Consider the following 13,122-nt stretch of genomic DNA (forward strand, 5'->3'; position numbering starts at 1 on the left):
CAGGACGCCGACGCGTCGCAGTCGTGGCCGTCGCGGTGGCGGCCGATCCTCGGCCGGAGTGGGGGACGAAGTGTTCGACGTCGAGCCCGAGCGGTTGCGCGCCGCGGCGAAGGACTTCCACAGCGGGTCGGACGCGGTGTCCGACGCCGCCGAGATGATCTCCCTGCTCCGGCTGGACGCGAGCGCGCTCGGCGCGGTGGACGCGGCGGCGGAGTTCGCCGACGCGCTGGCGCGGTTCACCGGCGAGCACGGGGAGGACCTGCGCCGCGGCGCGGTCTGGGTCGGCGGCACGGCCGAGAACCTCATCAGCGGCGCCGACGCCTACGAGCGCCTGGACAGCAGCGGCGGGCAGAGCATCCGCGGTGTCGTCGGCGGAGGTGCGGCGTGATCGATCCCGAGATCCTCCACGGCAAGCTCGCGGCGGGCGACGCCGGGCGCGTCGCCGCCGCGGCCGACCCGATCACCGGCGCGATCAGCGCGGTGGAGCGCGCGGGCGCCTCCATCGGCACGGGCGCCTCCACCGCCACGTCGTCGTGGACCGGTGAGGCGGCGACGAGGTTCGGCACGCGCGCCGAGCTGTCCGCCACGGCCGCCACGGCCGCCGCCCAGCGGCTCGCCGCCGGTGTGGACGTCGTGCAGGCCGCGTCCCGCGCCTACAGCACGATGCGGGCCAGCGCCGACCGGGCCGTCGAGGTGTGGCGCAGCCGCCCGCCGGGCCTGGACGAGGCGCGCACCCGCGAGCTGGCGGAGCGGGTCAACACGGCGCTGGAGAAGGTGAGGACCGGGTACGAGGGCGCGCTGCGCTCCTACGCCGGTGCGCTCGCCACGATCAAGCCCGGCTTCCAGGAGGTCGCCGGCGGCGACGCGGCGTGGACGCGGGCCGTGCAGCGCGCTGGCGCGGTGACCGTGCCCGGCGCGAACACCGACCCGAAGCAGGTCGCCGCGTGGTGGAAGTCGCTCGCTCCGGAGCAGCAGCAGGAGCTGCTGCGCACCCGCTTCCAGGAGCTGGGGCAGCTGCGCGGCCTGCCCTCGGGAGTGCTCGACCAGGCCAACCGCGCCCGGATCGCCGACGACGCCCAGCGCTTCGCGGGTGAGCGCGACCGGCTCGACGCCCGGTTGCGGGAGCGGGCCGCCGAACTGGGGCTCGACCCCGCCGACGGCGACGACCTGACCGCCCTGCTCAACGACCCCGAGTACGCGCGGCTGCACGAGGACCGTCAGGTCGCCGCCACGAAGGCCGACAACGCGCTCGCCGTGCAGAAGAGCGTCGACGAGGCCGAGAGGCTGGCGATCGAACAGGGCTGGCTGCGTCCCGACGGCAGCCCGGACGTGCGGATTCTGGCGTGGGACCCGTACGGCCCGCGCGGCGACGGCGCGACCGCCATCGCCTACGGCGATCCGGACACCGCGCGGAACCTCGCCGTGTGCGTGCCCGGCACCGGTTCGACGCTGGACTCCTTCTCGGTGAGCCAGGCCGGCAACCTGCGCGAGGCGATGGGCCCCGAGGGCAGCGCCACGGTCCAGTGGCTCGGCTACGACGCGCCGGGCTGGGCCATCGGCGAGGTGGACGACCCCGCGCAGGCCCGCGAGGGCGGCGCGAACCTGGTGGCCGACGTCGACGGCTACCGCGCCGCCGCCACCGGCGACCAGCACGTCACCGTGATCGGCCACAGCTACGGCAGCACGACCGTCGGGCACGCGGGCATGAACGGCCTCGCGGCCGACGACATCGCCTTCGTCGGCTCCCCCGGCGTCGGCGCGTCCAACGTCGACCAGCTCTCCGCCGGTCCGGGCCACGTCTACGCGGGTGCCACCGAGCACGACCCGGTCGTGCAAGGCACCAGCCAGAGCTGGTTCACCGAGGACGGCTCCTCCACCGGCCCCTACGACCGCTCGTTCGGCGCCACGGTGTTCGGCACGCCCGACTCGAAGGGCGTGGTCGACGCGCACTCGCAGTACTACGACCGGGGCAGCGAGTCCGTGGAGAACCTCGCCAAGATCGCGAACGGCGACGGCCACGCGGTCAGCACCCCGAACTGGGCGGACAGCCCCGTGCCGACCGAACTGCCCGGCTCGCACCTGCCGGTCGTCGGCCCGGTGCTCGACTGGGGCGCGAACACGGCGAAGGAGGTCTACGACGCCGGCGGCGACGTCGTGACCGGCGCGGGCCGGGTGGCCGACTCCGTCGGCCGCGGCGACTGGGGCGGCGCGGCCGGGCACGCGTGGGACACCACGAAGGAGGTCGGCAGCGACGCCCTGGACGTCGTGGTCGACACCGCGGGCAACACCGCGGAGCTGGGCCGGGACGTGGTCGAGGGCGGCAAGGACCTCTGGGACACCACGGTGGGCTCCTGGTTCTGACAGCGTTCAGGCACCACGAACCGGTCGTGAGCGGTCGTCCCCGGCCGCTCACGACCGGTTCGGCTCACGCCAGGCGCAGGGCGCGGTGCACGGCCCACGCGCCCAGCCCCACCACGGCCGCCGCCAGCACCACCAGCAGACCCGCGGTAGAGCGGCTCGTCCTGGGCGAGGAACCCGCGAGTTGAGCGTTGGAGCACCGCGAGTTGAGCGTTGGAGCACCGCGAGTGGAGCGTTCGCGCTGGTCAGAAACGCAGCACCGGCAGCAGGCCGGACAGATCGGCCCTGCTCCCGGACGCGGTGACCCGCGCGCCGTCCAGCGCCTCGGGCCAGCCGAGCGCTCCGGTGGCGAGTTCCAGCCACGTGCGGGGGTCGGTCTCCACGACGTTCGGCGGAGTGCCCCTGGTGTGCCGGGGACCGGCGACGCACTGGACGGCCGCGAACGGCGGCACGCGCACCTCGACGCTGCGGCCGGGCGCGATCTGCTCCAGCGTGCGCAGGCTGAGCCGCACCGCGGCGGCCAGCACGGGCCGCTCCGGACGCTCGGCCTCGCCCCTCAGCCAGGGCAGCACGGCCTCCACGGCGGCACGCAGCTCGCGCGGATCGACCCCCCTGGCAGGCACCCGGCCAGCCTAACGGCACGCCAGGGCGTCGCGAACGCTCAACTCGGGGTGCTTGAACGCTCAACTCGGGGTGCCTGAACGCTCAACTCGGGCTAGTCGGCGGCGGTGCGGAGCGCCTCGGTCAGGAGTTCGTCCACCTGGTGGGTCAGGCGGCGCAGGTCGGTGGGGCTGAACGTGCTCCACGCCGGGCTGCCGGCGGTGGCGCGGCGCTGCTGGAGGAAGCGGCCCTCCTCGGTGTCGAAGAAGGCCACCACGCGGTCCGGCCGCCACCGCTTGCCGTACTTGTCGCGGGCCGCGGCGCCGAAGTTCCCGGTGTGCTTGAGGCCGGTGAACATCTCCACCAGCGTCGTCGCGTCCTGCTCGCGCAGGCCGCGCTCGCGCAGTGCGGCCCTGAGCCCCTTGGGCGAGTTGTCCGAGGCCCTGATGGCCGCGTCGAGGTCGTCGCTGGGCATCGTCACCGAGTGCCCGGCGCCCGCCGGGTGCGGGGGCAGCACGGACAGCACCGTCGACGGGAGCCCCGTGGACGTCGTGTGCCGGAACGTGAGCCGGTCACCGGTCAGCGTCCCGACTGCCGCGTCGTCCCCGCGGGCGACGGCGAGGACGCGGACGCTGCGACCGATCCAGACCCGCCCGTCGACCTCCTTCTCCGGCCGGTGGAACAGCCGGAGCAGGTGGTCGAGCTCGGGGTGCAGGGCGACGGGCCGGCCGAGGCCGCGGCGCTCCAGCGCCTGCCAGACCCGGTCCTCCAGCTCCCTGCGCTCGGTGAACGTGCGCCCCGGCGAGGGCACCTTGAGCACGAGCGGCATCTGCTCGAACCCGAGGCGCTCCCACACGACGTCGAACTCCTCGGCGGAGAGGGTGATGGGCTCCCTCTCCGCCGGGCCGCCGAAGATCGTCACGACTACGAGGTCTCGCCGATCACGGGCGGAGCCACGAGCCGGTCGTCGCCGAACACGTCCTCGGTCTCGACCAGGTAGTCCGCCGCCCTGTGCTCGCCGTCCTCCTCGCCCCGACCGCCACGTCCACCGGCGCCCGTCGGGCCACCGGCCGCACCGGCCGCACCGGCAGCGCCACCGCGACCAGCGGCACCACCCGCACCGGCACCGGCAGCAGCGGCACCGGGGCCCGCGAGGGGCGCACCGGCGACACCGGGTCGGCCGCCGGGCGCGGGGCCGTCGAGCGTGCCCCGCATGGGCGGGATGCTGCTCGCGCCCGGACGGCTGAAGCCGGGAGGCGCGGAGGCGCCGCCGCCCCTGGTCGCGGGAGCGGCGGACGGGCCGCGCACCCCGGACACGGGCTGCGTCGACACGGGCTGCGCCGACGGGGGCCGCGCCGCGGGCGGCTGGGCGCCCTGCGGCCTGTTCAGGACCGGGGGCAGCGACGGCGGCTGGGGCGCCGGCGGGAGTCCGCCACCCGTGACGGGCGGCGGGGTGCCGGTGACCGGCGGTGGCGGCGGCGGGGTCGTGGCGGGCGGCGGCGTCCAGCTCACGTTCGTGTCGCCGTCGGACGTGCCGGACGTGTCGGTGCCGTCCTCACCCCGGTCCACCTGGACGCCGGGGTCCGTGGTCGTGGGCGGCGGGGTCGTGGTGGGCGGAGTGGTGGTGGGCGGCGGGGGCGTGGCGGGCGGGCCGCCGGGCGGCGGGGTCCAGGTGGGCTTCGAACCGGTGGTGTCGCCGGTCTGCGTCGGCACGTCGACCGCGCCGTCGCGGCCGGTGCCGGTGCCCGTGCCGGGATCGCCGAGGCCCTGCGGCATCGGCGACTCGACCACGACCGACGGCGACGGGACGAACTCGCCGAGCGTGGTGCGGTTCCACTCGCTGCTGGACTCGTAGTTGTTCATGACCTCGACGGCCTTGTGCTCGGCGTTGTCCTGCGCCGCTTCCTGGGCCTCGTGGTCCGCCTGCTGCTGCACGACGTGGGTGATGCCGAACGCGCCGCCCAGCGCGCCGAGCGCGTAGTCGCCGACACCGGGCGCCTCGGTGGTGACCCGCAACGGCTCGGGCATCTCCTTGCGGGCGTCGGAGATGTACTCGCCCTGGAGCTGGGCCGAGGTCTTCATCGTGTCGGAGCCCTGCTGGGCGTCGGCCGCCCACTGGCCGAGCGCGGACAGCGAGCTCTGCGCGCCCTCGGCGGCCTGGCCCTCCCACTTCGCGCCGACCTTCTCCAGGCCCTTGTGGATGGACCGGTCGATGTCCTCCAGGACGTCGGACAGGCTGCCCCACTGGTCGACCAGTGGCCGGGACGCGGCGGAGCCGGGCCCGGAGTTGATCATCTTGTGCAGCTCTTCGTGGGTGTAACCGCGCCAGCGGTAGTCGCCCATCGTGCTCGCCCCCCTCGGGTGCGTGGAGTTCGGTGGATCGGCGGTCGGGTGCGGGTCGGTCAGGCGCGCTTCACGAGGGAAGCACCGCCGGTGTCCAGACCCCGGTACCCGGCGTCGATCACGTCGAGCTGGGAGATGACCTTGTCCAGTTCCTCCAGGTAACCGGTCAGCGCGGCGACGGCCGCCTGCTCACCGGCCTCGAAGGTGTCCTGGTTGAACTTCTCCGCGGTGTCCCTGCTGACCGGGTCGGCCGCCCAGTTCCGGGCCCTCAGGGCCTGGTTCGCCTCGTCAAGCTTGTCCTTGAGCTTGTCGCGCGCCTCGACGAAGACCCGCCTGACCTCGGGAATCGCCTCCGGCTCGACCCGCAGCGTCTGCGTGCTTCCGCTGTAGCTCGGCAGCGGGTTGGCCGAGCCGCCGCCCCCATCCGCGATGAACACGACGTGAACCCTCCTCGATGCACATCCCCAGTGAGTGCATTGGGGACGACTTTAACTCTGATGCGTGACAGGCCGGGACGGTTCCACCAGAATCCCCGCTCTCGGGGAGAGGTCACCCACCTGCGAGGACTCCGACGGCGGCCTCGGCCACGGTCTTCGCCCGCGCGCACAGCTCGTCCATCGGCACGCCCTTGCGGCTGGAGCTGATGAGGTCGAGCAGCTGGCCGTCGTCGACGTCGACGCCGAGGTAGCAGGTGTCGACGACCCTGGTGTCGGGAGCGACGACGGCCGGGAAGTCCGCGACCCGCACCTCCTCGACCTCGCCGGTCTCCCGGTAGAAGTCACCGGTGCCGTCGGGCACGGCGCCGACCCTGATGCTCCAGTCGCCCTCGTGGCTGGAGAAGCCGCACGTCTTCGAACCGGGAAACACGCTGCTCTCCCCCGGAATCCCGTCGCCCCCCAGGCCGAACCGCGTGCGGATCGCCTCCGGGACCAGCAGGCACGGGTCGGTCACGGCCGCCATGTCGAACGTCCGCGGGCGAGAGACGGCGGCGCTGGAACTGGGCGCGGCGGTCCCCGAGGACTTCTGCGGGGCGCTGGTCGCGACCCCGGTCGCGCTGCCGGCGGTGGACTCCGAGCAGCCGGCGAGCACGAGGACGGGAACGGCCGCGGCGGCGAGCAGCACGGCCGTCCGGTTCCAGGAGTTCCGCATGTCGGCACGGTAGCGAAGAGGCCGGGTGGTCGACCGGCACATCGCGGATCGTGGCGATCACCACGTCGCGCGGCGCACCACCGGCGAGCACGTCGGCCGACCGTCCACTCCGGACGGACCGGCGCTCTCCGCGCGAGCTGCGGGAGGGCCGCCCCGACCGTAGCCTCGTGCCGTGACAGATCGTGGAGGTGCGGTGTGAGGGCGGCGCTGGTCGTACCGGGAGAGCCGGAGCGGGCCGGGGTGGCCGAGGTCCCCGATCCGGAGGCGGGCGCGGGTGAGCTGCTCGTGGACGGGCTGCTCGTCGGAGTCTGCGGAACGGACGTCGAGATCGTGCGGGACGGCTTCGGCACCCCGCCGGACGGGCGCGACGAGCTGGTGCTGTTCCACGAATCGCTCGGGCGGGTGGTGTCCGCGCCGCCGGACAGCGGCTTCGCGGAGGGCGACCTGGTGGTGGGCGTGGTGCGGCGGCCGGACCCCGAGCCGTGCCGGGCGTGCGCCGCCGGCGACTGGGACTACTGCCACAACGGCCGCTACACCGAGCGCGGCATCGAGGGCCTGGACGGCTACGGCTCGACGAGGTGGACGGTGCCGGCGGCGTTCGCGATCAAGCTGGACCCGGCGCTGGGCGACGCGGGCGTGCTGACCGAACCGGCGTCGGTGGTGGCGAAGGCGTGGGAGCAGGCCGAGCTGATCGGGCGGCGGGCGCACCTGGAGATGCGCAGCGCGCTGATCACCGGCGCGGGACCGATCGGACTGCTCGCCGCCCTGCTGGCCGTGCAGCGCGGGATGGACGTGCACGTGCTGGACCGCGCGACCTCGGGCGCCAAACCCGACCTGGTGCGCGCTCTGGGCGCGACCTACCACTCCTCGCCGGACGACCTGGACGAGGACGTCGACGTGGCGATCGAGTGCACGGGCGTGCCGGAGCTGGTGCTGGACGTGGCGGGGCGGGCGTCGGTGACGGTCCTCGCCGGGATCACCGGCGACCCGGGGCGGGTGGAGTTCGAGAGCGGCGCGCTGCTGGACTCGATCGTGCTGGGCAACCGCGCCGTCGTGGGCAGCGTCAACGCGAGCCTGCGCCACTACGAGGCCGCGGCGGCGGCGCTGGCGGCGGCGGACCCGCGGTGGCTGAACGGGCTGATCACCCGGCGGGTCCCGCTGAGCCGGTTCACCGAGGCGTTCGACCGCAGCTCCGACGACGTGAAGGTGGTCGTCGACCTGACGGCGTGAAAGAAACGACACCGAAAACGCCGAATTCGCGAACCGGAAGGCTCGCGAATTCGGTGGAGCGAGAGGCTCAGCCGAAGAAGACCGACGAGATGGTGTTGTCGAATCCGACGGTGCGGAGGTCGATGATGTCCTCCGTGACGACGAGGGACTTGCCCTTGCAGTCCTTCTCCGACCAGATCTTCACCGGACCGGTGGGCCGGATCGCCGAGGCGACGTCGTCGCGCCCGGCGTTCTGGCAGCCGACGCCGGACAGGCCCTGGGAGGCGTTGCTCTCGCTGAACGTGCCCGCGTCGTCGAACAGCAGGGCGCTGCCCCTGGCGCCGGCCGGCGCGGGGGTCGTGGGCGCGGGAGTCGTGGGCGCGGGGGCGTTCGCGCTGTCGTCGTCGTCCGCGCCGCCACCGGCCTTCTGCCCGTCCGGGGTCACGCCGAACCACGTGCCGCCCACGCCCTGACCGAGGGTGTCGCCCGCCTTCTGGTCCTGCGCGAAGCGGTAGACGGGCCAGCCCTTGACGGTGACCTGGAGGTCACCGTCGTCGCGCTTGACCACGCCGAGGTCGGCCTTCTTCAGGCCGGTGAAGAAGACCTTGCTGCCGGGGGCGACGGTGACCGGCGGCCACTTCTTCGCGCAGTCGCCGTTGCAGGTGGACTTCGAGGGCGACGCGGTGTCGTTGTCGAAGCGGTAGAGCGTGAGGCCGGAACCGTTCACGACGACCGGGTTCAGCGCGCCGGCGCTGCCCGCCGAGAGCTGCACCCACTTCTGCGCGGCCCCCTGCTTGCTGCCGCCCCTCAGGCCCTCGACGCCGGTGACCCAGTCGCCGGTCCCCTTCTCCGCGTTGTTCTCCTCGGCCGTTCCGGTGAGCAGGTTCAGGGTGTTCTCGTCGATTCCCGAAGAAACCGATTCACTTGCCTGCGGAGCTGCCGAAGAACTGCCGTCGACGCTGCCTCCACAAGCGGACAACAACGCTGTTCCGGCGGCCACGAGGGCAGCGAGGGTCACGACGCTCTTGCGAAACATTGATTCTCTCCACAACCTGCTGGGATCTCTTGTCGATCCGGTCAGCAGGTACACGCGGGGCGCACGCCGACGGTTCAGCGGAGTTCGAGAATTTTTTCGCGCGACCGAACGCGCAGGTCAGAGCGACGACCAGAAGCGCTGGAGCAGGTCGGCCCCGGCTCCGGGGTCCTCCGACATCCACCAGTGGCCCAGGCCGGGCAGCTCCGCGGTGCGCGCGCCCAGCCGCGCCGCCAGCTCGCGCGACCTCGGCGGGTCGCCGAACGGGTCGCCACCCGCGAGGACGATCAGGCCGGGGGCCGCGGTGGGGCGGGTGAACCCGTCGCCCCAGTCCGCCGCGACGTTCGGCAGGGCCGAGCGGTAGAGGTCCAGGATCGAGCGGCCCATCGTCTCGGAGTACGCCGAGCGCAGCACCTCGGCGTCGGCCCGGCGCATGCCGAGACCCGTCGTGCTCTCGACCAGCCCGGCGCCGTCGGCGAGCGTCGCGGCGACCTGGCGCTCGCCGTCCCCCGGTGTCTGCCACACCCGCGCGAGGTCGTGCCACGCGTAGTCCTCGTGGGCTCCCTCGACGAGGTCCACCGCCCAGCTCCGCAGCGGCACGTCGTACGCGGTCGCCACGCGTCCGACCAGTGCGGCGCCCCAGTCGTGCCCCACCAGGTCGACCGGCTCGCCGATCCGGCGCAGCTCACCGGCGAGCCACTCGGCGTAGTCGTCCTTCGTCGCCCCGAAGCCCTCCGGTCGCGGTGCGCCGAAGCCGGGCAGGTCCAGTGCGATCGACGGCACGCGCAGCCAGGACCGCAGCGAGTTCCAGAGAGCGCCCGTCTCCGGCACGCCGTGGACGAACACCGCCGTCACAGCCCCTCCTACAGTTCGCCGCGCAGCAACCTGTCGATCTCCTCGGGAGGTCCGGGCCGGGCGAAGAACCAGCCCTGCCCGGTGTCGCAACCGATCCGGTGCAGCCGCTTGGCCTGCGCCGGCGTCTCCACGCCCTCCGCGGTCACGCCGAGCCGCAGCGCGTGCGCGAGCTGCACGAGGGTCGCGACGATCTGCGCGTCGACGGGGTCCTCCTCGTCGGCCGCGCGCAGCCCCTCCATGAAGGAGCCCGCGATCTTCAGCTCGTGCACCGGCAGGTGCTTGAGGTAGGCGAGGTTCGAGTAGCCGGTGCCGAAGTCGTCGATGGCGATGCGCACGCCCATGTCCGACAGCGCCCGCAGCGCCTCCAGCGGCTCGTCCGCGGTGCCCATGATGGCGCTCTCGGTCAGCTCCAGCTGGAGCAGGTGCGGCGGCACCGCGCACTCGTCGAGGATGCGCTTCACGTCGCGGACCAGCTCGGGGTCGCGCGACTGGCGCACCGCCAGGTTGACGGACACGAACGGCGCGGAGTCGCCGAACTCGACCAGCCAGCGGCGGGCCTGCACGCACGCCTGGTGCAGCACCCAGCGTCCCAGCGACACGATCAGGCCGGTCTCCTCGGCCAGCTCGATGAAGTGGTCCGGCGCGAGGCGGCCGAACTCGGGGTGCTGCCAGCGCACCAGCGCCTCGACGCCCTTGACGTGGCCGTCCTCCAGGCGCACCAGCGGCTGGTAGTCCACGTAGAACTCGTTGCGCTCCAGCGCGGCGGGCATCGTCGCCGACAGGGTGAAGCGGGCGACCTCGCGGGCGTTGCGGTCCGGGTCGTACAGCGCCCAGCGGCTCTTGCCGTCGGCCTTGGCCCAGTACAGGGTGATGTCGGCGTCGCGCATCAGGTCGGCGGCGTTCGTGCCGGCCAGCGCGCGCTCGACGATGCCGATGCTCGCCGACACGGTCAGCTCGTGGCCGCCGATGCGGATCGGCTGTTCCAGCTCGCGCAGCACCCGCGCGGCCACGTCCACGATGTCCTGCGTGCCCCGCGAGCCCTCGACCAGGATGACGAACTCGTCGCCGCCCATCCGCGCGACGAGCTTGCCGCCGCCGGAGACGGAGCGGTCCAGCCGCCGGCCGACCTCCACGAGGAGCTGGTCGCCGACGTGGTGGCCCAGGCTGTCGTTGATGACCTTGAAGCCGTCCAGGTCCAGGTAGCACAACCCGGCGCGCAGCTCCGGCTCCCGCTGGTTGAACACCCGGCCGAGGCGCTCCAGGAACAGCGCGCGGTTCGGCAGGCCGGTCAGCGGGTCGTGCAGCGCCTGGTAGCGCAGCCGGTTCTGCAGCATGTGCCGGTCGGTGACGTCCTCGACCATCGCGACCTGGTAGAGCGGCACGCCGTCGTCGCCGCGGACCAGCGACAGCGTCAGGTGCGTCCACACCTGCCCGCCGTCGGCGCGGTTGAACCGCTTCTCCGCCCGGTAGTGGTCCAGCTCCCCCGCGATGAGCTGGTCGTACAGCCGCCACACGACCCCGGCGTCCTCCGGGTGCATCATGTCGCGCACGTTGCGGTCGCGCATCTCCTCGACGCTGTGGCCCAGCATGTCCACGAACGCCTGGTTCACGTCGAGGATGCGTCCGTCGACGTCGGCGATGCCGATGCCGATGGCCGCCTCGGTGAACATGGCGCGGAACCGCGCCTCGCTGGCCCGCAGCGCCGTCTCGGCCTGGTCGCGCGCGTCGAGCACGGCGGCGCGGATGGCCTCCTGCTCGGCGAGGGTGCGTTCCCGCAGCGCGCGGGCGTACCCGGCGGACAGGGAGCCCTGGAGCGCCGCGAGCCGCGAGCGCATCCGCTCGTCGGCGGTGATGCCCAGCTCGCCCAGCAGCTCGTCGCCGAGGAGCTGCACGGTCCGGCCGAGCGTGTCGGTGCCGGTGAAGTGGGCGTCCACGAGCCGCGTGCCGACGTCGTGGCCGGGTCGCGCGCAGAACGGGTTGGCGTGCAGCGCTTCGACGAGGACCTCGGTCAGTCCGGTCAGGTGGGCGGCGACCTCCGCCCGCGTCATGGGCACGTAGCTGCTGCCGATGACCGCGGTCGCCCACGTGCGGGCGAACGCCTCCGCTCCCACCAGCACGGTGGGAGCCAGCTTCGATCGGCTTCTGGGCACCCGGTGGTCAACCCGTTCCGTCATGGTCTTCGGCCTAACGCCACGAACCGAGAGGATACGGGCGGTTGCTGCTCGCAGTCGACAACACGGGAGTGGACAACACCGAGCCGGACGCCACCGCCGAGACGTGCGGTTCGCAGGCGCGGACACCGGGTCCGGTCGGGTCGTTCCACACCCTCACCCCTGCCGGTCGGTCGGTCGGCGCACACCCCCATCATGGGCCACTGCGGTGATCGCGCGCACCGTCCAGCCGGAGCAGACGCCGTTCTGTCCCCCTCGGACGCCCGCACCCGGCAGAACGCACTCCCCGTGAGGTCCGTCTGGATCACCGGCGCGGCCGTCTCCGCCGTCGCCCTCGTGCTGCTGGCCGTGCAGCACCGCCGCGGGGAGACGACGCGGGGAGACGACGCGGGGAGAGGTCCGGTGGTGACGTGCTGCACCCGTGACCCCCCTCCGCTCGACCTGAGCGCTCGTGGAGGAGCACGCTGGAGCTTCCAACGAAGGAGGTAGCTCCATGCAGACTCGCCGGATCGGCGATGTCGAGGTGAGCGCGATCGGCCTCGGCACCATGCCCATGTCGATCCAGGGCCGCCCCGACCGGGAGCGTTCGATCGCCACCGTCCGCGCAGCGGTCGACGCGGGTGTCACGCTGTTCGACACCGCGGACGCCTACTCGCTCGACGACTCCGACTTCGGGCACGGCGAGGAGTTCCTCGCCGAAGCTCTGCGGGGTGTCGGCACCGAGGTCCTGATCGCCACGAAGGGCGGTCACACGAGGGTGCCCGGCGGCGGCTGGGCGCTCGACGGCAGCCCCGAGCACCTGCGAGCGGCGTGCGACGCCTCGCTGCGGCGGCTCGGGGTGGAGGCCATCGGCCTCTACCAGTTCCACCGGCCCGACCCGGCCGTGCCGGTCGCCGAGTCGATCGGCGCGCTCGCCGAGCTGCTCGACGCGGGCAAGATCAGGATGGCCGGGGTGTCCAACCTCAACCCGGACGAGATCTCGCTGGCCAACGACGTGCTGGGCGGCCGGCTCGTGTCGGTGCAGAACGAGTTCTCCCTCGCGTTCCGCTCCAGCGAACCCGAGCTGGAGCTGTGCGCGAAGCTCGACGTCGCGTTCCTGCCGTGGAGCCCGCTGGGCGGCATCTCCCGCGCGGCGGACCTGGGCGGCGAGTACGGCGCCCTGGTCGAGATCGGGCAGGCGCACGGCGTCAGCCCGCAGCAGGTGTCCCTGGCGTGGATGCTCGCCAAGGCGCCGGTCGTGATCCCCATCCCCGGCGCGTCGCGGCCGGAGAGCATCCGGGACTCCGCGGCGGCGGCCGACCTGGTGCTGGCGATCGACGAGATCGAACGCCTGGACGGGTGACAACGCGCGGGGGGGCATCCCTGGACAGGACGCCCTCCCGCGCTGAACACTGGAGAGTTCAG

At 73.4% G+C, this 13,122-nt stretch carries 12 protein-coding genes; 4 read left to right on the top strand and 8 right to left on the bottom strand.

Annotated features, from left to right (window positions below; all coding sequences use genetic code 11):
- The first annotated feature begins 58 nt into the window (after positions 1-58).
- Positions 59-388, top strand: coding sequence for a type VII secretion target (locus IMZ35_RS08220; RefSeq protein WP_307867859.1), 330 nt, complete (start codon positions 59-61; stop codon positions 386-388).
- Positions 385-2,361 (top strand): alpha/beta hydrolase, encoded by a 1,977-nt coding sequence (locus IMZ35_RS08225; RefSeq protein WP_199440393.1) that lies wholly within the window; start codon positions 385-387, stop codon positions 2,359-2,361. The genes IMZ35_RS08220 and IMZ35_RS08225 overlap by 4 nt, the downstream gene beginning before the upstream one ends.
- Before the next feature lie 242 nt (positions 2,362-2,603).
- Here IMZ35_RS08225 and IMZ35_RS08230 read toward each other — a convergent pair whose 3' ends face one another.
- The 5 genes from IMZ35_RS08230 to IMZ35_RS08250 all read right to left on the bottom strand — a co-directional run bounded on the left by IMZ35_RS08230 (position 2,604) and on the right by IMZ35_RS08250 (position 6,450).
- Positions 2,604-2,981: a sterol carrier family protein gene (locus IMZ35_RS08230; protein ID WP_199440394.1), complete on the bottom strand. Its 378-nt coding sequence runs from the start codon at positions 2,979-2,981 to the stop codon at positions 2,604-2,606.
- Between the two features lie 92 nt (positions 2,982-3,073).
- Positions 3,074-3,880 carry an ESX secretion-associated protein EspG gene (locus IMZ35_RS08235; protein ID WP_199440395.1) on the bottom strand — a complete coding sequence of 269 codons (807 nt, stop codon included), beginning with the start codon at positions 3,878-3,880 and terminating at the stop codon, positions 3,074-3,076.
- Between the two features lie 2 nt (positions 3,881-3,882).
- Positions 3,883-5,301 carry a PPE domain-containing protein gene (locus IMZ35_RS31315; RefSeq protein ID WP_199440396.1) on the bottom strand — a complete coding sequence of 473 codons (1,419 nt, stop codon included), beginning with the start codon at positions 5,299-5,301 and terminating at the stop codon, positions 3,883-3,885.
- A 59-nt stretch (positions 5,302-5,360) separates the two neighbouring features.
- Positions 5,361-5,738 carry a hypothetical protein gene (locus tag IMZ35_RS08245; protein WP_199440397.1) on the bottom strand — a complete coding sequence of 126 codons (378 nt, stop codon included), beginning with the start codon at positions 5,736-5,738 and terminating at the stop codon, positions 5,361-5,363.
- Between the two features lie 112 nt (positions 5,739-5,850).
- Positions 5,851-6,450, bottom strand: a complete 600-nt coding sequence (locus tag IMZ35_RS08250; protein WP_199440398.1) for a DUF3558 domain-containing protein — start codon at positions 6,448-6,450, stop codon at positions 5,851-5,853.
- Between the two features lie 195 nt (positions 6,451-6,645).
- Here IMZ35_RS08250 and IMZ35_RS08255 point away from each other — a divergent pair, with 195 nt between their 5' ends.
- Positions 6,646-7,680: a glucose 1-dehydrogenase gene (locus IMZ35_RS08255; RefSeq protein ID WP_199440399.1), complete on the top strand. Its 1,035-nt coding sequence runs from the start codon at positions 6,646-6,648 to the stop codon at positions 7,678-7,680.
- 67 nt (positions 7,681-7,747) lie between these two features.
- Here IMZ35_RS08255 and IMZ35_RS08260 read toward each other — a convergent pair whose 3' ends face one another.
- The 3 genes from IMZ35_RS08260 to IMZ35_RS08270 form a co-directional block, all read right to left on the bottom strand.
- On the bottom strand, positions 7,748-8,695 hold the full coding sequence (locus IMZ35_RS08260; protein WP_199440400.1) for a hypothetical protein: 948 nt from the start codon (positions 8,693-8,695) through the stop codon (positions 7,748-7,750).
- A 117-nt stretch (positions 8,696-8,812) separates the two neighbouring features.
- Positions 8,813-9,547: an alpha/beta fold hydrolase gene (locus IMZ35_RS08265; RefSeq protein WP_199440401.1), complete on the bottom strand. Its 735-nt coding sequence runs from the start codon at positions 9,545-9,547 to the stop codon at positions 8,813-8,815.
- 8 nt (positions 9,548-9,555) lie between these two features.
- Positions 9,556-11,721, bottom strand: coding sequence for a putative bifunctional diguanylate cyclase/phosphodiesterase (locus IMZ35_RS08270; RefSeq protein ID WP_199440402.1), 2,166 nt, complete (start codon positions 11,719-11,721; stop codon positions 9,556-9,558).
- A gap of 490 nt (positions 11,722-12,211) precedes the next feature.
- Here IMZ35_RS08270 and IMZ35_RS08275 point away from each other — a divergent pair, with 490 nt between their 5' ends.
- Complete coding sequence (locus tag IMZ35_RS08275) at positions 12,212-13,060, top strand: aldo/keto reductase (RefSeq protein ID WP_199440403.1); 849 nt, start codon at positions 12,212-12,214, stop codon at positions 13,058-13,060.
- Positions 13,061-13,122 lie beyond the last annotated feature (62 nt).

The sequence above is a fragment of the Umezawaea beigongshangensis genome (assembly GCF_016464305.1).
In the GTDB taxonomy this organism is placed as follows: domain Bacteria; phylum Actinomycetota; class Actinomycetes; order Mycobacteriales; family Pseudonocardiaceae; genus Umezawaea_A; species Umezawaea_A beigongshangensis.

Coding starts and splice junctions, on each gene's coding strand:
- IMZ35_RS31315 (WP_199440396.1), bottom strand. CDS start 5,301: ATGGGCGACTACCGCTGGCGCGGTTACACCCACGAAGAGCTGCACAAG.
- IMZ35_RS08250 (WP_199440398.1), bottom strand. CDS start 6,450: ATGCGGAACTCCTGGAACCGGACGGCCGTGCTGCTCGCCGCCGCGGCC.
- IMZ35_RS08260 (WP_199440400.1), bottom strand. CDS start 8,695: ATGTTTCGCAAGAGCGTCGTGACCCTCGCTGCCCTCGTGGCCGCCGGA.
- IMZ35_RS08270 (WP_199440402.1), bottom strand. CDS start 11,721: ATGACGGAACGGGTTGACCACCGGGTGCCCAGAAGCCGATCGAAGCTG.
- IMZ35_RS08275 (WP_199440403.1), top strand. CDS start 12,212: ATGCAGACTCGCCGGATCGGCGATGTCGAGGTGAGCGCGATCGGCCTC.